This is a genomic window from Caulobacter sp. GW821-FHT11A05 (assembly GCF_058809015.1).
Genome location: NZ_JBXASF010000019.1, coordinates 26,446 through 44,389 on the forward strand (window position 1 = coordinate 26,446; position 17,944 = coordinate 44,389).

22 protein-coding genes are annotated in these 17,944 nt (G+C 69.0%); 14 read left to right on the top strand and 8 right to left on the bottom strand.

Features of this window, described 5'->3' with window-relative positions; translation table 11 throughout:
- The first annotated feature begins 17 nt into the window (after positions 1–17).
- Together AC1RSK_RS21425 and AC1RSK_RS21430 are read left to right on the top strand one after the other, a co-directional pair.
- On the top strand, positions 18–845 hold the full coding sequence (locus AC1RSK_RS21425; protein ID WP_492909721.1) for an aldo/keto reductase: 828 nt from the start codon (positions 18–20) through the stop codon (positions 843–845).
- A gap of 9 nt (positions 846–854) precedes the next feature.
- Positions 855–1,559 (top strand): glutathione S-transferase family protein, encoded by a 705-nt coding sequence (locus AC1RSK_RS21430; protein WP_492909722.1) that lies wholly within the window; start codon positions 855–857, stop codon positions 1,557–1,559.
- 171 nt (positions 1,560–1,730) lie between these two features.
- Here the strand turns inward: AC1RSK_RS21430 and AC1RSK_RS21435 are convergent, their stop codons facing one another.
- From AC1RSK_RS21435 to AC1RSK_RS21445, 3 genes are all read right to left on the bottom strand, one after another.
- Positions 1,731–3,686, bottom strand: a complete 1,956-nt coding sequence (locus AC1RSK_RS21435) for a methyl-accepting chemotaxis protein (protein WP_492909723.1) — start codon at positions 3,684–3,686, stop codon at positions 1,731–1,733.
- Between the two features lie 14 nt (positions 3,687–3,700).
- A complete protein-coding gene (locus AC1RSK_RS21440) occupies positions 3,701–4,378 on the bottom strand; it encodes a TorF family putative porin (protein WP_492909724.1) in 678 nt (225 codons plus the stop codon).
- A 134-nt stretch (positions 4,379–4,512) separates the two neighbouring features.
- Entirely contained in the window at positions 4,513–5,076 is a 564-nt protein-coding gene (locus AC1RSK_RS21445; protein ID WP_492909725.1) for a transporter family protein, read from the bottom strand.
- A 145-nt stretch (positions 5,077–5,221) separates the two neighbouring features.
- Here AC1RSK_RS21445 and AC1RSK_RS21450 point away from each other — a divergent pair, with 145 nt between their 5' ends.
- Positions 5,222–5,572 (top strand): ArsC family reductase, encoded by a 351-nt coding sequence (locus AC1RSK_RS21450; RefSeq protein WP_492909726.1) that lies wholly within the window; start codon positions 5,222–5,224, stop codon positions 5,570–5,572.
- Here the strand turns inward: AC1RSK_RS21450 and AC1RSK_RS21455 are convergent.
- Positions 5,535–6,851 carry a glycosyltransferase gene (locus tag AC1RSK_RS21455; protein WP_492909727.1) on the bottom strand — a complete coding sequence of 439 codons (1,317 nt, stop codon included), beginning with the start codon at positions 6,849–6,851 and terminating at the stop codon, positions 5,535–5,537. The genes AC1RSK_RS21450 and AC1RSK_RS21455 overlap by 38 nt on opposite strands.
- Positions 6,848–7,474, bottom strand: a complete 627-nt coding sequence (locus AC1RSK_RS21460; protein WP_492909728.1) for a TetR/AcrR family transcriptional regulator — start codon at positions 7,472–7,474, stop codon at positions 6,848–6,850. Before AC1RSK_RS21460 ends, AC1RSK_RS21455 begins: the two co-directional genes overlap by 4 nt.
- A gap of 359 nt (positions 7,475–7,833) precedes the next feature.
- Here AC1RSK_RS21460 and AC1RSK_RS21465 point away from each other — a divergent pair, with 359 nt between their 5' ends.
- The 7 genes from AC1RSK_RS21465 (at position 7,834) to panB (ending at position 11,412) form a co-directional block, all read left to right on the top strand.
- Positions 7,834–8,277, top strand: coding sequence for a hypothetical protein (locus tag AC1RSK_RS21465; RefSeq protein ID WP_492909729.1), 444 nt, complete (start codon positions 7,834–7,836; stop codon positions 8,275–8,277).
- Positions 8,277–8,795 carry an RNA polymerase sigma factor gene (locus tag AC1RSK_RS21470; RefSeq protein ID WP_492909730.1) on the top strand — a complete coding sequence of 173 codons (519 nt, stop codon included), beginning with the start codon at positions 8,277–8,279 and terminating at the stop codon, positions 8,793–8,795. Before AC1RSK_RS21465 ends, AC1RSK_RS21470 begins: the two co-directional genes overlap by 1 nt.
- Entirely contained in the window at positions 8,792–9,085 is a 294-nt protein-coding gene (locus AC1RSK_RS21475) for a hypothetical protein (RefSeq protein WP_492909731.1), read from the top strand. Before AC1RSK_RS21470 ends, AC1RSK_RS21475 begins: the two co-directional genes overlap by 4 nt.
- 134 nt (positions 9,086–9,219) lie before the next feature.
- On the top strand, positions 9,220–9,600 hold the full coding sequence (locus tag AC1RSK_RS21480) for a DUF6249 domain-containing protein (protein WP_492909732.1): 381 nt from the start codon (positions 9,220–9,222) through the stop codon (positions 9,598–9,600).
- 33 nt (positions 9,601–9,633) lie between these two features.
- Positions 9,634–10,209 (top strand): RNA polymerase sigma factor, encoded by a 576-nt coding sequence (locus tag AC1RSK_RS21485; protein WP_492909733.1) that lies wholly within the window; start codon positions 9,634–9,636, stop codon positions 10,207–10,209.
- Complete coding sequence (locus AC1RSK_RS21490; RefSeq protein ID WP_492909734.1) at positions 10,202–10,585, top strand: hypothetical protein; 384 nt, start codon at positions 10,202–10,204, stop codon at positions 10,583–10,585. Before AC1RSK_RS21485 ends, AC1RSK_RS21490 begins: the two co-directional genes overlap by 8 nt.
- Positions 10,585–11,412, top strand: coding sequence for a 3-methyl-2-oxobutanoate hydroxymethyltransferase (panB, locus tag AC1RSK_RS21495; protein ID WP_492909735.1), 828 nt, complete (start codon positions 10,585–10,587; stop codon positions 11,410–11,412). The genes AC1RSK_RS21490 and panB overlap by 1 nt, the downstream gene beginning before the upstream one ends.
- On the opposite strand, the gene AC1RSK_RS21500 is transcribed toward panB, so the two are convergent.
- Together AC1RSK_RS21500 and AC1RSK_RS21505 are read right to left on the bottom strand one after the other, a co-directional pair.
- Positions 11,409–11,618 (bottom strand): hypothetical protein, encoded by a 210-nt coding sequence (locus AC1RSK_RS21500; RefSeq protein WP_492909736.1) that lies wholly within the window; start codon positions 11,616–11,618, stop codon positions 11,409–11,411. The genes panB and AC1RSK_RS21500 overlap by 4 nt on opposite strands.
- A gap of 224 nt (positions 11,619–11,842) precedes the next feature.
- Positions 11,843–12,097, bottom strand: a complete 255-nt coding sequence (locus AC1RSK_RS21505) for a hypothetical protein (RefSeq protein ID WP_492909737.1) — start codon at positions 12,095–12,097, stop codon at positions 11,843–11,845.
- Positions 12,098–12,240: 143 nt separating this feature from the next.
- Here AC1RSK_RS21505 and serS point away from each other — a divergent pair, with 143 nt between their 5' ends.
- From serS to AC1RSK_RS21525, 4 genes are all read left to right on the top strand, one after another.
- Positions 12,241–13,641: a serine--tRNA ligase gene (serS, locus tag AC1RSK_RS21510; protein ID WP_492909738.1), complete on the top strand. Its 1,401-nt coding sequence runs from the start codon at positions 12,241–12,243 to the stop codon at positions 13,639–13,641.
- Entirely contained in the window at positions 13,638–14,420 is a 783-nt protein-coding gene (gene surE / locus AC1RSK_RS21515; RefSeq protein WP_492909739.1) for a 5'/3'-nucleotidase SurE, read from the top strand. Before serS ends, surE begins: the two co-directional genes overlap by 4 nt.
- Positions 14,420–15,091 (top strand): protein-L-isoaspartate(D-aspartate) O-methyltransferase, encoded by a 672-nt coding sequence (locus AC1RSK_RS21520; protein WP_492909740.1) that lies wholly within the window; start codon positions 14,420–14,422, stop codon positions 15,089–15,091. The genes surE and AC1RSK_RS21520 overlap by 1 nt, the downstream gene beginning before the upstream one ends.
- A 91-nt stretch (positions 15,092–15,182) precedes the next feature.
- Positions 15,183–16,757, top strand: a complete 1,575-nt coding sequence (locus AC1RSK_RS21525) for a peptidoglycan DD-metalloendopeptidase family protein (RefSeq protein ID WP_492909741.1) — start codon at positions 15,183–15,185, stop codon at positions 16,755–16,757.
- A gap of 223 nt (positions 16,758–16,980) precedes the next feature.
- On the opposite strand, the gene AC1RSK_RS21530 is transcribed toward AC1RSK_RS21525, so the two are convergent.
- Positions 16,981–17,814 carry an ATP-binding protein gene (locus AC1RSK_RS21530; RefSeq protein ID WP_492909742.1) on the bottom strand — a complete coding sequence of 278 codons (834 nt, stop codon included), beginning with the start codon at positions 17,812–17,814 and terminating at the stop codon, positions 16,981–16,983.
- Between the last annotated feature and the right edge of the window lie 130 nt (positions 17,815–17,944).

Consider the following 17,944-nt stretch of genomic DNA (forward strand, 5'->3'; position numbering starts at 1 on the left):
TTGCCAGGATTTCGCCCGTGACCCAGACCCACCTGACCTTCAACGACGGCCGCGCCATTCCGCAGGTGGGCCTGGGCGTCTGGCAGACCCCCAACGACGACGCCGTGGCGGTGGTCAAAACGGCGCTGGACGCCGGCTATCGCCACATCGACACCGCCGCCGCCTATCGCAACGAGAAGGGGGTGGGGGAGGGGCTTCGCGCCTCGGGCCTCGATCGGGCCGACGTCTTCGTGACCACCAAGCTGTGGAATGAAAGCCAGGGCTATGACGAGACTCTGATCGCCGCCGAGAAGAGCCTTGGGCGGCTCGGCCTCGATTATCTCGACCTCTACCTCATCCACTGGCCGGCCCCGCGCAAGGACCGCTATGTCGAGACCTGGAAGGCCTTCGTGCGGCTGAGGGAAGAGGGGCGGGTGAAATCCATCGGCGTCTCCAACTTCGCGGCCGAACATCTGGACCGGATCATCGGCGAGACCGGCGTGGCGCCGGCGATCAACCAGATCGAACTGCATCCGCGCTTCCAGCAGAGGGCCCTGCGCCAGGCCAATGCGGCGCGGGGCGTGCTGACCCAGTCCTGGAGCCCGCTGGGGCAGGGGCAGCTGCTCTCGGACCCGGTCATCGCCGGCATCGCGGCCAAGCACGGCAAGACGCCCGCTCAGGTGGTCATCCGCTGGCACGTCGACAGTGGCCTGGTGGTGATCCCCAAGTCGGTGACGCCGGAACGGATCGTCCAGAACTTCGGCGTGTTCGACTTCCAGCTGGACGAGGCGGACAAGGCCGCCATCGCCGCCCTCGATGCCGCCGACGGCCGCATCGGCCCCGATCCCCTGACCGCCGACTTCTAGGACCTGGTGATGACCGACCTTTCCAGCTTCCCGATCACCCAGCGCTGGCCCGCCAAGGACCCGGCCGTCATCCAGCTGTACGGCCTGCCGACGCCCAACGGGGTGAAGGTCTCGATCATGCTGGAGGAGACCGGCCTTCCCTATGAGCCGCACCTGGTCGACATCGGCAAGGACGAGAGCCACCTGCCGGAATTCCTGTCGCTGAACCCCAATGGCAAGATCCCGGCGATCATCGATCCGAACGGCCCAGGCGGGAAGCCGCTGGGCCTGTTCGAGTCCGGGGCCATCCTGATCTACCTGGCCGACAAGAGCGGCCAGTTCCTCTCCGCCGATCCGGCCACGCGCTACGAGACCATCGCCTGGGTGATGTGGCAGATGGGCGGGGTGGGCCCGATGTTCGGGCAGGTCGGCTTCTTCAACAAGTTCGCCGGCAAGGCCTATGAGGACAAGCGGCCGCTGGAGCGCTACGTCGCCGAGAGCAAGCGCCTGCTGGGCGTGCTGGAGGCGCGGCTTGAGGGCCGCGACTGGATCATGGGCGAGGACTACACGATCGCCGACATCGCCACGCTGGGCTGGGTGCGCAACCTGATCGGCTACTATGAGGCCCGCGAGCTGGTCGAATTCGACCAGTTCAAGGCCGTGCAGGCCTGGCTGGACCGGGGCCTCGCCCGGCCGGCGGTGCAGCGCGGCCTGGCAACTCCGTCGAGAGACTAGGAGCGAGGGTCACCACGGCCTCGCACCAAAACCTTTCCGCTCATCCCGGCGAATGCCGGGACCCATTTCATAGGGCTCTGGCCTAAGCCATCTGTCCCATGAATTTGCTTGCCACCACCGAGATCACGCGGATGGGTCCCGGCATTCGCCGGGATGAGCGGGGTGGGGGGACTAGAACTCTTCCCAGCCCTCTTCGGCCGCGGGAGCCCTGGCGACCTGTGAGGTCGGCTTCAGGGCCGGGGCCGTGTAGCGGTTGCGGAAGTCGTTGGTGATGGCCCGCGGGGGCGCGGCGACCATCACCTCCGGACGCGCGGGCGCCCGGGCGGGGGCGGAGGCCGGCGCGCCGCTGACCTTGAAGCGGGCGACCAGCCGGGCCAGCTCATTGGCCTCGCGGCGCAGCGAGTGGCTGGCGGCCGTCGACTGCTCGACCATGGCGGCGTTCTGCTGGGTCACCTGGTCCATCTGATTGACGGCGGTGTTGACCTGGCCGAGGCCGGAGGCCTGCTCCTGGCTGGAGGCGGCGATCTCGGCGACCAGGGTGGTGATCTCGCTGACCCCGCCGACAATGCGCTGCAGCGCCTCGCCGGTCTGGCCGACCAGGCTGACGCCCTGTCCGACCTGCTGGGTCGAGGCGCTGATCAGGGTCTTGATCTCCTTGGCGGCGTCGGCCGAGCGCTGGGCCAGGGCCCGCACTTCTGAGGCCACGACCGCGAAGCCGCGGCCGGCGTCGCCGGCCCGGGCCGCTTCCACCCCGGCGTTGAGCGCCAGGAGGTTTGTCTGGAAGGCGATCTCATCGATGACGCCGATGATCTGGCTGATCTCCTTGGCCGAGCGCTCGATCTTGCTCATCGCCTCGACGGCGTTGGCGACGATAACGCCGCTCTGTTCGGCGTCGACGCGGGCGTGGCGGACGACCTGGTCGGCCTGCTTGGCGCCCTCGGCGGTGCGGCGGACGGTGGCGGTGATCTCGTCCAGGGCGGCGGCGGTCTCCTCAAGGGTGGCCGCCTGGTGCTCGGTGCGGCGCGACATGTCGTCGGCCGCCTGGCTGATCTCGTCCGAGCCGGAGTGGATGGCCGTGGCGTTGGAATTGATGACGCCCATGGCCTCTTCCAGCTTGCCAAGCGCGTCGTTGAAATCGGTCTTCAGGCGCTGGTAGTCGCCCGGGAAGTCGGCGTCGATGCGCCAGGTCAGGTCGCCGGCCGACAGGGCGCTGAGCCCCTTGGCGGTTTCCTCGACGACGCGGGCCTGTTCGGCGGCGGCGCGATTGCGCTCGGCCTCGGTGCGTTCGCGGGTCGAGCGGGCGTCGCCCTCCATGCGTTCGCGGTCGGCGGAGGCGTCGCGCAGGGCCAGGGCGTTGTCCTTGAACACCTGGACGGCGCGGCTCATGGCCCCGATCTCGTCGCCGCGGCCGGCGCTGGCGATGGCGACGTTGAGGTCGCCGGTGGCCAGGCGCTGCATGTCCTGGGTCAGGGCCCGGACCGGACGGCTGAGGGTCCGCGCCAGCAGCCAGCCGGCGAAGGCGGCGAGCAGGGCGGCCAGGGTGACGCCTAGGATGGCCAGGGTGGTGGTGGCGGCCAGGGTGGCGGCGAAGGTTTCGCGTTCGGCCTTGATGCCGGCCTCGGAGGAGGCGGCGACCTTGTCGAGGTTGTCTTCGGTGGTCCCCATCAGCACGTCGGCCTGGCCTTCGCGGCCCACCAGGGCGGCGGCCTGATCGGCGGCGCCGGAGCCCAGCAGGCGGCCCGCTTCGCTCACCGCGCCCTGGTACCAGGCGTCGGCGGCGGCTTCAGTGGCGGCGATCTCGGCCAGTTCCGTGGCGTCGCCGGCCGAGGCCTCGCGCAGGATGGCCATGCGCTTCTGGAAGTTCTCGCGGTGGGCGTTGACGCGGCCCAGGTAGTAGCCGTCCTTGCTGAGCACCCAGCCGCGCAAGCTGTTCTCCTGGCGGGTCAGGTAGAAGCGGGCCTCACGGATGGCGACATCCTCGTTCCAGGCCACCTTCAACCGGTCCTGCTGGGCGCCGATGTGCTGCACCTGGTAGACGGTGAAGGCGCCCGACGCGCCCATGATCGCCACCACGCCGGCGAAGGCGGCAGTGACCTTGCGGGAGATGGTCCAGTCGGCGAAAGCCATGCGCTCGGTATCCCTCAGAAGCCGTAAGTCAGGGCGGCGACGAGGCGGCCCTCGTAGCGTTCGCCGAATCTGTGGCCGTCGGTATCGTACCAGCGCAGGTCGCCGGAGATAGCTTTGGTGAACTTGTGCTTCACCCCGATGTTCCAGGCGTCGTAGTCCGTGCCGTTCTCGGTGCGGCGCACGGCGTAGGCGAGGGTAAGCTTGTCGTTGTCGCCCAGCTTGGCGCCGCCCTGGGCCTCGACCCACCAGGCCTCGTCGGTGGCGCCGTAGGTGTCGGGCGAGTAGTTGACGCGCAGCCGGCCGCTGAAGGTCTTGCCGAAGTCGCGCGACAGGTCGAACTGGGCCTCGAAGTAGCCGCTGTCGACGCCGTTCTGTTCGCCGAGCATTTCCCGGTAGAGCAGCTGGCTGTCGAGCTCGAACTCGCCGAACTCGGCGACATAGCCGCCGGTCAGGATCATCTCGGCCTCGGCGTCCCTGGTCGAGGCGGCCTGGGAGATGAAGGCGTCGCCGTAGAAGGATCCTTCCGTCCAGCGCACAGAGCCGTTGAAGGCCGGATCCTGATCGCTCTTGCCGAGACCTTTGCCGAGATACTGGCTGGCCAGTCCGACCTTGCCGGAAACCTCGCCGGCCAGCGCCGGCGTTGCCGCGAGCAGGCTGACCAATACTGTCGAAATAACGCTGATATTCTTCATGGGGCCCTTGAACCTTTTCAAGACCCAAATGGCCGTATTCACTTTCAATACGGTAAACGCGCGTTGGGACCGACTATTACTCAAATCGGGTCAGTGGTTCCTGAGTATTACCCAAATTGATGAATGGGCGCTCGTTAGAAACGGACGGCGAACGAGGCCGACACGGTGTCGCCGTTCTCGCCGGGCGCGTCGATCTCCCGATACCAGCGCAGGGCCACGGTGGCGGGCTTTCCGGCCACCTTGGTGTCGTAGCCGACGATGGGGCCGGCGGCGTTGCCCTGCCACTTCATGGCCCCCAGCTTGGGGCCGCCCCGGGTCTTGTCGCCGACCGAGCGGGCCGAGTAGCCGACCGCGCCGATGCGGAAATCGCCGACCCGGCGGACGATCGCCCCCTCGGCCTCGAACAGCCCCTGCGTCTGGAAGTCGCGGGCATTGGCCTCGGTTTCCTCGACGAAGCGGCTGGCGGCCGAGACGTCCCACTCGGACTCCTGGCCCTTCCAGCGCAGGCGGAAGGTCGGCGCCTCCCGGGAGCCCCAGGCGTCGGGGGCGTCCGGATCGACCAGGCTACTGGCCAGGCGGCCGTCGGCCGGCGCGATCCGCAGGCGTTCGAGCGTCGGGTCGGTCAACGCCTGGGCCTGAGCCGAGCCGGCGCACAGGAGCATGCCGGCCAGGGTCAGCAAGGGTTGGAACAGCCTCATGTCCAGCTAACGGCCAGCGCAGGGGCCGGTTGCAAGCCGTGGCGGTCAAGATCAGGTGTCCGCCGAGGTTGACGCCTTCAACGGCTTCGGAGAGGAAAACCTCGCGTCGCGGCCGGCAGTCCGGGCGAGTCTTGGGAGTCCCGCAATGTCCGCCACCATGTTCGGCATCAAGAACTGCGACACCGTCGCCAAGGCCCGCAAATGGCTGGAGGCCGAGGGCGTTCCTTACGAGTTCCACGACTACAAGGCGCAGGGCGTCACCGCCGACCGGCTGCGCGGTTGGGCCGCCGAGGTCGGCTGGGAGGTGCTGCTCAACCGGGCCGGCACGACCTTCCGCAAGCTGCCCGAGGCCGACCGCCAGGACATCGACGAAGCGAAGGCCATCGCCCTGATGGTCGCCCAGCCCTCGATGATCAAGCGGCCGGTGGTTGAGGGGGCGGGACCGCTGCTGGTCGGCTTCAAGCCGGAACGTTACGCGTCCGCATTCGCGCCGTAGAAGAGACCTCGCCCGACCCGACGGCCGGCGCGGCGAGCATTTCCAGCTGGTCCGCGGCGCCGGGGCCGGTATCGGCCAAGCGGATCGCCTCGCCCAGGGCCCGGGCCTGCCGGGCGAAGGTCGGATCGGTGATCAGGCGGCGCAAGGCGGCCTCGATATCGCCTGGGCCCGCGGTCGGCGGCAGGCTGAGGCCCGCGCCCCGATGGGCGACGCGGATGGCGTTCTCGTCCTGGTCGCGGCCATGGGGAATGACCAGCATGGGCAGGCCGTGCGCCAGGGCGCGCATCACCGTGCCGTGGCCGCCATGGGTGACCACGAGCGCCGCCTGCGCCATCAAGGCGCCATGCGGGGCGCTCTCGACAAGGGCGACATTGGTGGCGGCCCGGACTTCATCCGGCATCAGGCCGCCCAGGGTGACAACCGCGCGGACCGGCAGCCGGGCCAGGGCGTCGATGGTCCCCTGGGCCAGGCGGGCGTGGTTCTGGAAGGTGGTCGAGAAGCCGACCAGCACCAGCGGGCGGGCGTCGTCGGCCGCGAACGGCGAGGTCCAGGGGCGCGTCCAGCCGGGCTCGCCCAACTGGGCGCCGACATAGCGGATCAGGGCCGGCGGATCGGCGGGGAAATCAAAGGCGCGGCTGGTCCCCAGCAGGTAGGCCCTGGCCGCGCGGACCTGGTCGGTGACATGGGCCAGCGGCGGCAGGCCAAGCCCGGCGCGGGCGGCGTTGAGGTCGGCCAGACCCTGGTCGAACAGGCCGTGCGTGCCCGCCCGGATGTCGTCGTGCATCGCCCGGTCGGCGTCGCTGGTCGGCGGCGGCAGGCCGGGGCCGAACACCGGCATGCCCTCCAGCGGGTAGAGGCACAGGTTGGCGGCGAACAGGGCCAGCGGCTGGCCGAGGCTTTCGCAGGCGGCCATGACCCCAGGCAGCATCTCGCTGGAGACCACCAGGTCGGCCGGCTCGCGCGCCAGTTCCGCCGTCAGGTCGGCGGCATAGGCGCCGGCCTGGCCGGTGATCAGGCCGGCCAGCAGGCGGCCGATGCCCTCGGGCGGACTGGCCGCCTCCCAATCGCGGATCGGGTCGCTGCCGCGGCCGCGGTCGGGGCGGTTGGGGGCGCGGGTCCAGGGCCGGAAGGCGAGACCGGCGGCCTCGGCATCGGTGCGGGCCGCCTCGTCGCTCATCAGGCGCACCGCGTGGCCGCGGTCGGCCAGCTGGCGGGCCAGGTCGATGACGGGCGGCAGGTTGCCGCCGCCCTCCCAGGTGGTGAACAGAAAACGGGTCATTCGGGGGTTCCGGATTTTGGCGGCGCCTCGTCGAGGACGGCGCGGATGAGGGTTTTCGCGAGGGTCTGAAAGGCTTCGAGCGGCCGACCCATGTCGCGGCGGATGAGCACCCAGAGAAACAGGTCGGTGGCCGCCACCAGCCCGTCGACGCGGGCTTGGGCGGAGGCGGGGGAGAGTCCCGCCAGGTGGGGGGCGAAGGTCTCGGTGATCCAGGCGCGATGGCTGGCGCGGCCGGTGTCGGTGGCGAGCTTGAGAAGGGTGGAACGGTCTTCCTGGATGACCAGCCGCCACATCAGGTCGCCGGCGGCCTCGTAGTCCTCGGCCAGCACAGCGACGGCGGCGTCGATGTCGCCGACCGGCACGGTGCGGCGCTGGCGGATTTCCGAGCCCATGCGATCGATCGCCGCCTCCAGCAGGCCCTGTTTGCCGCCGAAGCGGCGAATGACCGTCTGCAGGGTGACGCCCGCGTCGCCGGCGATGGCGTCGAGGGTGATCTCATCGAACCACTGCGTCTCGGCTCGGATAATGAAGGCCGCGACGATGCGGACCCCGGTCGCCTCGGCCGCCTGGGCGCGGGCCCCGAGGCGGTAAGGGCGGCGGGAAAGTGGCGAAACATCGTTCATGTAAGTTCTACTAACATGAAAGTTCGCGGGGCGACAATTTAATTTTAGTAATGCTAACGCGAAATAGCTCGCCCTGGCGCAAGTGACGGCGCGCGTCGACCTGCGCTTGCCGTTGGCGACAGCCTGGCCGCCCAGCTGGTCCGCAAGGGTCAGCCCCAGGACGCGGTCGAACTGCTGCAGGAATTCGACGCCTATCTGAAGAAGCATGGCGAGCAGCCCTACTTCACCGCCCAGATCAGCTCGATCAAGGACAAGGCCGGGCTGAAATAATTTTCGCCGGCCTTGCATCCACCGCGCGGTTCGGCGGCGACTAGTCCTCAAAACCGGGCGATGATCGTCCCGGACTGGAGGGCAAGACCGTGGAAGACCTGTTTCGATCCTATTGGTGGCTGCTGTTCCCGCTGGGCTTCTTCATCGCCACGGCGTTCGACCAGTTCATGCGCTACCTGCGCCATCGCGACACCCTGGACCTGATCAAGAGCTACACCGACCAGGGCAAGGAGCCGCCGGCGGCGCTGGTCGACCGGGTCGCGGGCAAGCTGAAGGCCGATGAAGAGGCCGCCGATGACAGCGACGACGGCTGGGACGATCGCGAGGAGCGCCGCCGCTATCGCCGCCAGCGTCGCCGTGAGGGCCGCTGGTACCAGGTGGTGCTGTTCGGCGTGTTGGCGACCGGCTTCGGTGTCACTTCGGGGATGAACTTCTACCCCAGCGCCAGCGGCGCCTTCCTGATCGTCACCTTCGTGATGGCCGCGCTCTGCCTGGCCTCGCTGGTCACCATCCTGACGAGCCGGCGGGACTGATGGACGCCAATCTGGTGAGGGCGGCCCGGGACGGATCCCAGGCCGCTTTCGCCCGGCTGGTCGAGCGCCACCAAGGGGCCTTGCGCGGGTTCCTGCGCCGCGCGCACGGCTGGGCCGAGGCGGACGACATCGCCCAGGAAGCCTTCGTGACCGCCTGGTCCAGCCTGAACCGCCTGCGCGACGACGAGGGCTTCCGGCCCTGGCTGTTCGGCATCGCCTGGAAGAAGGCCCAGACGGCGGCGCGCTCGGCGCGGCGCTCGGCGACGCGGGACCACGACTGGGCGGCGACCGAGGAACAGCAGGCGGCCGAGGGCGTCGGGCCCGAGGAGCGGATGGCGCTGGAGGCGGCGATGGCGCAGCTGTCGCCGGAACAGCGGGCGGCGGTCACCCTCTGCCTGGCCGAGGGCTGGAGCCATGGTGAGGCCGCGGCGGCGCTCGGTCTGCCGCTCGGCACGGTGAAGTCGCATGTGACGCGCGGACGCGATAGACTGCTGCAGAGCCTGGGAGAGCGTACATGACTCCGGACGACAAGATCGCGGCCTTCCTCGGATCCGCCCGGCCGGCCGCCGAGCCGGCCTTCAACGCCGGCGTCATGAAGGCCATCGCCCGCCGCCAGCTGGAACAGTCGCTGCTGCTGGCCGCCCTGGGCGCCGTGGTCGGCGGGCTGGTGCTGTGGGCCGTGGCCCCGGTGCTGGCCGGCGTGCTGGAGCCGGCCGCCCAGTCGATGGCGACCGGCGTGGCGGTGCTGATCGTCACCCTCAGCCTGCTGGGCATGGGTCAACTGGTCGTTCGCCCAAAAGAGGCCTGAGGGGGAGGCCCGCCGCGCCTTACGAACATTTCATGCGCAAATCCGCATCCGTTGCGCCCCGTCCGCGCCTCTCATGATCAGATGGCGCACGCAACAGCGCGGCGCCGCAGAGATTCGAGAGAAGGTTCGACACCATGGAAGTCCTGATCCCCATCACTTTCTTCGCCATGATCGCGGCGATCTTCATCGTTCCGGGCTGGCTGAAGAGCCGGGAACGCGGCGAGATGCAGACCACCCTGCGCTCCGCCATCGACAAGGGCCAGCCGATGCCGCCCGAGGTCATCGACGCCCTGACCAAGAATGTGAAGGTCGCCCCCACCGCGCTCAGCGACATCCGCACCGGCGTCATCTGGATCGCCATCGGCGTCGGCATCGGGGTGTTCGGCTACTTCGTCTCCTATGAGGCCGACGAGGCTCTGCGGCCCATGCTGGGCATCGGCGCCATCCCGGTGATCATCGGCGCCACCTACGTCGTCCTCAGCTTCTTCAACCCCAACAAGGGCAAGCAGGTTTAGGCCTGCTGACAGCTCCAAGGGGGAGTGAACACAATGGCCCAGGCAAGGGCTGTCACAGGACTGCACGATGTGGAGCTCGCCAGCCTCGCGGCGGCGGGCGACCGCACGGCCTTCGGCGAGCTGGTCCGCCGGCACAGCTCGGCCGTCCGCGGTCTGCTGCGCCGGATGGGGGCCCAGCCCTCGACCGCCGACGACATCGCGCAGGACGCCTTCCTGACCGCTTTCGAGCGGGTCGCGGAGTTCCGGGGCGAAGGCACCTTCGCCGCCTGGGTGAAGCGGATCGCCGCCCGGCTGTACGTGCGTCGCTGGCGCAAGGACAGCCGGATGACCGAGGAGGTCGAGCAGGACGACGAAGGCCACGGCGGCGAAGTCAGCACAGCCGATCGGATCGATCTGGACGAGGCCATGAAGAGCCTGTCCGAACAGGAACGTTTGTGTGTGTCTCTCTGCTACGGCGTCGGACTTTCTCACGCTGAAGCGGCTGAATCCATCGGAGCCCCCTTGGGGACGGTGAAATCCCATGTCAAACGTGGTTTGGATAAGCTCCGGATCCGACTTGCGCCAACTCAAGGCGCAGGGCGCGAGGCGGAAAGGCAGGATCATGTCTGATCTAGAGTTCGAAATGCGCCTCGACCGCATGTTCGCCGAGCCGCCCTACTTCCAGGACGCCGAGCTGTTCGCCCGACAGGTGGAGCAGCGGATGGAACGCGGCTGGTCGCTGCGGCGCGTGCTGATCGGCGCGGCCGGCGTCGTCGCCGGCGTCATCGGGGTCGCCCAGATGATGGGCGCGGGCCTGTTCCTCAAGGCCGCCGGCAGCGAGGCCACGGCCCAGGCCAACGCCGTGGGCAAGGCCTTCGGCGAGGTGATGAGCGCCAGTTCCAGCCTCGGCGCCCTGCCGGTGAGTCCCGAAGTGCTGTGGATGACGGCGGCGCTGGGTGTTATGGCCCTGGGCTTCGCGATCACGCGGGCTACCCAGGAGTTCTAGTGTCCTCGCACCGTCAGGAAGCTGTCCGGCGTCTCGCGGCGCCGGACATCGCCGCCCGCAAGGGCGGCGATCCCATTGTCTGCCTCACCGCCTATACCGCCCCGATCGCCGAGATCCTCGACGAGCATTGCGACCTGCTGCTGGTCGGCGACAGTGTGGGGATGGTGGTCCACGGCCTGCCCAACACCGTCGGCGTGACCATGGAGATGATGATCCTGCACGGCCAGGCGGTGATGCGCGGGGCCCGGCGGGCGATGGTGGTCGTCGACATGCCCTTCGGCAGCTACGAGGGCAGCGCCGAGACGGCTTATGACAACGCCGCCCGGATCATGAAGGAAACGGGGGCCCAGGCGGTGAAGGTCGAGAGCGGCCCGACCGTGCCCGACACCATCCACTACATGGTCCAGCGCGGCATCCCGGTGATGGGCCACGTCGGCCTGCGTCCGCAGGCGGTGCTGGTCGACGGCGGCTTCAAGGCCAAGGGCCGCGACGAGGAGGGCAGGGCCAAGATCCTGGCCGAGGCCAAGGCCACCGCCGACGCCGGGGCGTTTTCCGTGGTCGTCGAGGGCGTCGCCGAGAGCCTGGCCCGCGAGATCACCGCCGCCATCGCCCCGCCGACCATCGGGATTGGCGCCAGTGCGGGCTGCGATGGCCAGATCCTGGTCACCGACGACATGCTGGGCCTGTTCGACTGGACCCCGAAGTTCGTGCGCCGGTTCGCGGACCTGCGGGGGGAGATCGCTGAGGCGGGGGCCAAGTACGCGGCTGAGGTGAGGGCGCGGACGTTCCCGGGGGAAGCGGAGACGTATTTCGCGAAGAAGAGCTAGTCGTCGCGGTTCTGAATGCGCAATCGCGCCGCCTTCTGGCGCTGCAGAATGCCCTGCCGCAGACGCTCATAGAGCGCTGGCGGCAACGTTCCATACACGGGTTCCGCCGGACGGCCGGGGATCGGCCGCAGGTCATAGCCGGGCCAGATGAAGCGATTGAGCTCGTCAAACCTGAGCCAATGCCTGCCAGAATCGAGGCCGAGCATTCGGCAGGTCGCCGGTGGAATTTCGAGAGAACCCGCCGGGTCCCCCGGCTGGCTATGGGTGATGGCGGCGACTGTGACGCGAACGGCGCCGTCTGGTCCCGTGCTGGCGGCGACCACAATGGCGCACGGCCGATCCTTGGAGGCCTCGTCCGCTCCGGCCGCCTTTTCGTGGCTCCAGAGGAATCCGTAGCGGATGACCAGACCGGGTCTCGGCTCCGGTATGTTCACTTCGGCGCGACGCCGTATTCCGCCGCTTCGATCTCGGCGATGACATCATCAGGCAATTCGCCGACGATCAGAACCTGTCGTTCGCGGGCCCTTAAGCGCTCGTAACGCGCCAGTTCGCTGGCCGAAAGATAGCCACCCACCACCCGGTCGTGGCTGGTCACCACGATGACCTTCGCTTCAATCGCCTCGTGCTGGTACTTGGCGAAGTTGCGGGCGAACTCCGTGGCGCGAACAGTAGGCGCGTCTGTCATGGCCGGCTCCTCCTTGAGCGCATGCGTAAAATACACAGTTTTCGAGTTTTTCACAAATTGGTTCAACCTGTGTGAGTCCGGGGCTTTATCCCGGCCTCAACGCACACTAGACAGTTCGCCTCCATTCAGACGCCGCCAGAGCCATGCACGACATCCGAGCCATCCGCGAAAACCCCGCCGCTTTCGACGCCGGCTGGAGCGCGCGTGGGCTGTCTGCGCAGACGCCGGCCATCCTGGCGCTCGACGGCGAGATGCGCGCCGCCACCACGGCCCTGCAGGCCGCCCAGAGCCGGCGCAATGACGCCAGCAAGCTGATTGGCCAGGCCAAGGCCAGGAAGGACGAGGCCGCCGCCGCCGCCCTGATGGCCGAGGTCGAGGCGCTGAAGGCCGAGATGACCACCCAGGGCGAGATCGAGGCCCGGGTCGGCGCTCAACTCCGCGAGCTGCTGGCCAGCCTGCCGCAGATTCCCGACCCGCACGTCCCGCACGGCGAGGACGAGGCCGGCAACGTCGAGCAGCGCCGCCACGGCGATCCTGTCCGGCTGAACAACGCCCGCGACCACGTCGACCTCGGCGCGGCCCTCGGCGGCATGGACTTCGAGGCCGCCGCCCGCATGAGCGGCTCGCGCTTCGTGGTGCTGAAAGGCCAGATCGCCCGGCTGGAGCGGGCCCTCGGCCAGTTCATGCTCGACGTCCAGACGACCGAGAACGGCTACACCGAGATCAACCCGCCGCTGCTGGTCCGCGACGAGGCGATGTTCGGCACCGGCCAGCTGCCGAAGTTCTATGAGGACCAGTTCAGCGCCTCGCGGATGAGCGAACGGGAACGGCTGCTTCGCAAGGCGTTGCACAATCTCGACGAGGCGATGGAGTCGCGGACCGCGCCGGCCAATGCCTTCGACCTGGTCTTCGAGCTGATCGACAAGGCCCCGACCGAAGAGGACCTCTGGCTGATCCCGACGGCCGAGGTGTCGCTGACCAATCTCATTCGCGAGCAGATCACCGCCGAGGAAGAGCTTCCGCTCCGGCTCACCGCCCTGACCTACTGCTTCCGCGCCGAAGCCGGGGCCAGCGGGCGCGACACCCGCGGCATGATCCGCCAGCACCAGTTCCAGAAGGTCGAGATGGTCTCGATCACCACCCCCGAGGCCTCGGAAGACGAGCACCAGCGGATGGTCGGTTGCGCCGAGGGCATCCTCAAGAAGCTCGGCCTGTCGTTCCGCACCATGCTGCTGTGCACCGGCGACATGGGCTTCACGGCCCGCAAGACCTACGACCTTGAGGTCTGGCTGCCGTCGCAGAACAGCTACCGTGAGATTTCCAGCTGCAGCAACTGCGGCGACTTCCAGGCCCGGCGCATGGACGCCCGGACCAAGAAGGCCGGCGAGAAGGGCACGCGCTTCGTCCACACCCTCAACGGCTCGGGCCTGGCGGTGGGCCGCACCCTGGTGGCGGTGATGGAAAACTATCAGGACGAGGGCGGCCGCATCGCCATTCCCGAGGTGCTGCAGCCCTACATGGGCGGGCTCAAGCACATCGGATGAGAATCCTCCTCACCAACGACGATGGCATCCACGCCGAGGGTCTCGAAACCCTTGAGAAGATCGCCTACGCCCTGACCGACGACGTCTGGGTCGTCGCCCCCGAATACGAACAGTCGGGCGCCAGCCGGGCCCTGACCCTGTCTGATCCCCTGCGGGTGCGCAAAGTCGCCGAGCGCAAATGGGCGGTGACCGGCACCCCGACCGACTGCGTCATGCTGGGCATCCGCAACCTGGTCGAGGGCGGGGCGCCCGACCTGGTGCTCAGCGGCGTCAACCGCGGCCAGAACATCGCCGAGGACGTCACCATGTCCGGCACCGTCGCCGGGGCCATCGAGGGCATGGCGCTGGGCATCCCGTCGATCGCCCTGTCGCAGGCCATGCTGGCCTTCCACGACGAGGTGAAGGCCTATTGGGAGACCGCCGAGGCCTATGGCCCCGGCATCGTCAAGCGGCTGCTGGAAGTGGGCTGGCCCAAGGACGTCATCATGAACGTCAACTTCCCCTCGCGGCCGCCGGAAGAGGTGACCGCCGTCGAGGTGACCCGCCAGGGCTTCCGCGACATGCACATCCGCAAGGCCGAGCGCCGCACCGACCTGCGCGGCCGCGACTACTATTGGATGGGCTTCTCCGGCCAGCTGTCGAACCCGGCCGAGGGCACCGACCTGAAGGCCACCTACGAGGGGCGCATCTCGGTGACGCCGCTGCACATCGACCTCACCCACAACGAAACCGTCCACGCGCTCAAGGGCGTGCTGGGCGGGGCCCCGCCGAAAGCCTGATGTCCAAGCCCCCGCCCCAGCACGCCGAGAAGGAAGAGGGCGAGGATCGCGCCAAGCTGATCCTGGCGCTGCGCGAGCAGGGCGTCACCGACGTCAAGGTGCTGGGGGCGATGGAGAAGACGCCGCGCGAGCTGTTCACGCCGGACCTCTTCAAGCAGCGCTCCTGGGAGGATTCGGCCCTGCCGATCGCCTGCGGCCAGACCATCAGCCAGCCCTACATCGTCGGCCTGATGACCCAGGCCCTGACCCTCGATCGCCGCTCGCGCGTGCTGGAGATCGGCACCGGCAGCGGTTACCAGACCGCCATCCTCAGCCGGCTGTCGCGGCTGGTCTACACGATCGAGCGCTACCGCACCCTGATGGCCGAGGCCGAGGCGCGGTTCAAAGCCCTGCAGCTGGTCAACGTCATCACCAAATTCGGCGACGGCGGGGAGGGCTGGGCCGAGCAGGCGCCTTTTGACCGCATTATGGTCACAGCGGCGGCGCCCGAGGAGCCGACAAGGCTCCTTGCGCAACTGAAACCGGACGGGGTTCTGGTGGCGCCGGTGGGCCGGGGGCCAGTTCAGCAACTGATCCGCTATGCGGGTGACGGGGCGGGCGGCTTCCTGCGGGAAACACTGTGCGATGTGCGGTTCGTCCCCCTGTTGGACGGCGTCGCGCGCGAGCTGTGACTCCCGCAAAATCATCGGCGTCTTCGTGTGCTTAACGCAGGCTTAACGCGCATCAAGCCAGGTGTGCTGTTTGACTGATTAGAGAGCGGCGATGACCCATTCCCTTACCCGCGCCCTGTTGATCGCGGCCAGCGCCGCCGCCCTGACCGCCTGCGTGACCAATCCGACGCCCCGCTATCCCATCGTGGAAGGCCAGGAGGCCGGCACCGGCCCGACCGCCATCGCCGTGCCCAAACCGGCCTATCCGATCCGCGAGGGCGAAGCCCCGCCACCGCCGCCGCAAGGCGACGCCGAGGAAGCGCCGCCCGCCGATGAGCCGGGCGACGTCGCCTGGGCCCAGCCGCAGCCCCAGGGCGGCATCATCCGGGTCTCCAACCTGGCCCCGCCGGTTCAGGCCGAGCCGATCCAGGTGGCCCAGCTCGACCCGCCGGCCGAGGACGAACCGGCCCCGCCGGCCCAGCGCACGGAGACCCGCACCGTCGTCACCGTCGCCGGCAAGGTCGTCACCGTCGAGGGCAAGCCCAAGAGCTACACCGTCAAGTCGGGCCAGGGGCTCGATGCCGTGGCCCGGGAGCTGGGCACCACCCGCAAGCAGCTGGCCGACGACAACAAGCTGAAGGAGCCCTACCGGCTGAAGCCCGGCCAGGTGCTCAAGGGCCCGGCCAGCAAGGGCAGCAAGGCCTATGTCGTCGACAGCGGCGACACCCTCTACGCCATCGCCAAGCGCTTCAACGTCAAGGCCGCCGCCCTGGCCGAGGAGAACGACCTCACCGTCAAGTCGGCGATCAAGAAGGGCCAGAAACTGCGCCTGCCGCAGGGCTTCAAGGACAGCGGTCCGGTGAAGAAGACGGTCACGGTGACGGTGGATGCGCCGGCGCCGCCGCGCCCGCGTCCGCAGCCCCGGCCTCCGGTCGAACAGCCGCCGCCCGCCGACCTGCCGGACGATCCGCGCGCCTTCCCGCCGGCCCGGCCGCCGGTCGCGACGCCCCCGACTCCCCGGCCGCAGCCACCCGTCGAACTGCCGCCGGCCAAACCGCCGGTGGTCCAGCCGCCGGTCGCTCTGCCGCCCGTCGTGAAGCCGCCTGTCGCCAGGCCTCCGGTGGCCAAGCCGCCCGTGCAATCCCCGCCGGTGGTCGCCACCCCGCCGGTCCAGAAGCCGCCGGTCTACCGGCCGCCGGTGGTCTCGCCGCCGGCTCCGGCCAAGCCGCTGCCGCCGCTGATGCCGGACGACAAGCCGCCGACCTACAGCAATGAGGACTACGTCCGCATGGCGGCCGGCCGCTTCCAGTGGCCGGTGCGCGGCACGGTGATCTCGCCCTACGGCCCCAAGGTCGGCGGCCAGCGCAACGACGGCGTCGACATCGGCGCCTCGGCAGGCACGCCCGTGGTCGCCGCCGCCGACGGCATCATCAAGCTGGCCAATGAACTGCCGGGCTCGGGCCTGACGGTCATCGTCATCCACGCCGATGGCTGGGCGACGGTCTACGCCAACCTGCGTTCCGCCGATGTCAGCATGGATCAGCGGGTCAGCCGCGGCCAGAAGATCGGCGTCGTCGGCCAGAGCGGCGACGCCCCCCGGCCGCAGCTGCACTTCGAGGTGAGGCATTCGCCTTCGGCCAAGTTCAAGGCCCGGGCGATCGACCCGCAGATCGTGCTGCCGAGGTAGGCTGCCGAAGGTTTCGGCCGTCGCCGACGCCGCCGTGAGAGGTCCCTTCTCCCCTTGTGGGAGAAGGTGGCCCGAAGGGCCGGATGAGGGGGCGATAGGTCTTCAAGCTGCGATGAGGTGGTTGCGACGCGCGCCGTAGAAGCCGGTGCGACCCCTCATCCGTCGGCTTCGCCGACACCTTCTCCCGCAAGGGGAGAAGGGCGCCCAGAGGCGAACTCACAAACTACGGCAGCGGTTTGCCCAGTTCCCCCGCTACGTCGCGGATGAACTGCCAGGCCACCCGGCCGGATCTCGACCCGCGCGCCTGGGCCCACTGCAGAGCCCGCCGGTCGAGATTCTCCACACTCAGCTCAAACCGACCTGCATAGGCCCGCACCGCGTCCAGATACGCCGCCTGATCCATCGGCGGAAATCCGACCCACAGCCCGAAACGGTCCGACACGCTGACCTCTTCCTCCGCATCCTCCGCGGAGGCGATCAGCCCGCGCCCCTCGGCGTGGTCGCGTGGCATCAGGTGGCGGCGGTTCGACGTCGCCACGAACAGCACATTCTCCGGCGGCCCGGCGACGCCACCCTCAAGCGCCGACTTCAGCGCCTTGGCCGCCGCCGCCCCGTCCTCGAAAGACAGGTCGTCACACAGGACCACGAACCGCTCGCTCCGATCGCGCAGCACGTCGAACAGGTCGGGCAGGGCGGTGACCTCGTCGCGGTCGACCTCGACCAGCTTGAGGTCCGGATGGCCGGCGACGGCGGCCATGAAGGCGGCCTTGGCCAGGCTGCTCTTGCCGGTGCCACGCACGCCCCACAGCAGGGCGTGATTGGCCGGCAGGCCCCTGGCGAAGCGGGACAGGTTCTCGACAAACCGCTCCTTCTGGCGGTCCACCCCGACCAGCAGGTCCAGCGGCAGCGGGTAATCGGGCGCGGCCAGGAAGGCAGCCCGGGCCGGGTCGTGGCGGAACAGCCGGGCGCCGGCGAAGTCGAGCCTGGCCGGCGCGGCGGGGGCGAGGCGTTCGAGGGCCTCGGCGATGCGGGCCAGAAGGGGCGTGAGGTCGGTCATTGCGCACCGCTTCTAGCGGACTGTGACGGCGAAAAGCCACAGGGCCGAGCCGTGTTTTGACCACTCATTGCAAACCGCAGGGTCAAGCCCTAGTTTCCGCCGACCTGAAACCGGCGCGCTGCGAACAGCC

Excerpts from the sequence above, each read along its gene's own strand:
- AC1RSK_RS21475 (WP_492909731.1), top strand. The coding sequence starts at position 8,792 with ATGACTCCGGACGACAAGATCGCGGCCTTCCTCGGATCCGCCCGGCCG.
- AC1RSK_RS21500 (WP_492909736.1), bottom strand. The coding sequence starts at position 11,618 with ATGCTCGGCCTCGATTCTGGCAGGCATTGGCTCAGGTTTGACGAGCTC.
- surE (WP_492909739.1), top strand. The coding sequence starts at position 13,638 with ATGAGAATCCTCCTCACCAACGACGATGGCATCCACGCCGAGGGTCTC.
- AC1RSK_RS21430 (WP_492909722.1), top strand. The coding sequence starts at position 855 with ATGACCGACCTTTCCAGCTTCCCGATCACCCAGCGCTGGCCCGCCAAG.
- AC1RSK_RS21530 (WP_492909742.1), bottom strand. The coding sequence starts at position 17,814 with ATGACCGACCTCACGCCCCTTCTGGCCCGCATCGCCGAGGCCCTCGAA.
- AC1RSK_RS21435 (WP_492909723.1), bottom strand. The coding sequence starts at position 3,686 with ATGGCTTTCGCCGACTGGACCATCTCCCGCAAGGTCACTGCCGCCTTC.
- AC1RSK_RS21460 (WP_492909728.1), bottom strand. The coding sequence starts at position 7,474 with ATGAACGATGTTTCGCCACTTTCCCGCCGCCCTTACCGCCTCGGGGCC.
- AC1RSK_RS21485 (WP_492909733.1), top strand. The coding sequence starts at position 9,634 with ATGGCCCAGGCAAGGGCTGTCACAGGACTGCACGATGTGGAGCTCGCC.
- AC1RSK_RS21470 (WP_492909730.1), top strand. The coding sequence starts at position 8,277 with ATGGACGCCAATCTGGTGAGGGCGGCCCGGGACGGATCCCAGGCCGCT.
- AC1RSK_RS21455 (WP_492909727.1), bottom strand. The coding sequence starts at position 6,851 with ATGACCCGTTTTCTGTTCACCACCTGGGAGGGCGGCGGCAACCTGCCG.
- AC1RSK_RS21525 (WP_492909741.1), top strand. The coding sequence starts at position 15,183 with ATGACCCATTCCCTTACCCGCGCCCTGTTGATCGCGGCCAGCGCCGCC.
- AC1RSK_RS21520 (WP_492909740.1), top strand. The coding sequence starts at position 14,420 with ATGTCCAAGCCCCCGCCCCAGCACGCCGAGAAGGAAGAGGGCGAGGAT.
- AC1RSK_RS21450 (WP_492909726.1), top strand. The coding sequence starts at position 5,222 with ATGTCCGCCACCATGTTCGGCATCAAGAACTGCGACACCGTCGCCAAG.
- AC1RSK_RS21440 (WP_492909724.1), bottom strand. The coding sequence starts at position 4,378 with ATGAAGAATATCAGCGTTATTTCGACAGTATTGGTCAGCCTGCTCGCG.
- AC1RSK_RS21445 (WP_492909725.1), bottom strand. The coding sequence starts at position 5,076 with ATGAGGCTGTTCCAACCCTTGCTGACCCTGGCCGGCATGCTCCTGTGC.
- AC1RSK_RS21490 (WP_492909734.1), top strand. The coding sequence starts at position 10,202 with ATGTCTGATCTAGAGTTCGAAATGCGCCTCGACCGCATGTTCGCCGAG.
- serS (WP_492909738.1), top strand. The coding sequence starts at position 12,241 with ATGCACGACATCCGAGCCATCCGCGAAAACCCCGCCGCTTTCGACGCC.
- AC1RSK_RS21480 (WP_492909732.1), top strand. The coding sequence starts at position 9,220 with ATGGAAGTCCTGATCCCCATCACTTTCTTCGCCATGATCGCGGCGATC.
- AC1RSK_RS21505 (WP_492909737.1), bottom strand. The coding sequence starts at position 12,097 with ATGACAGACGCGCCTACTGTTCGCGCCACGGAGTTCGCCCGCAACTTC.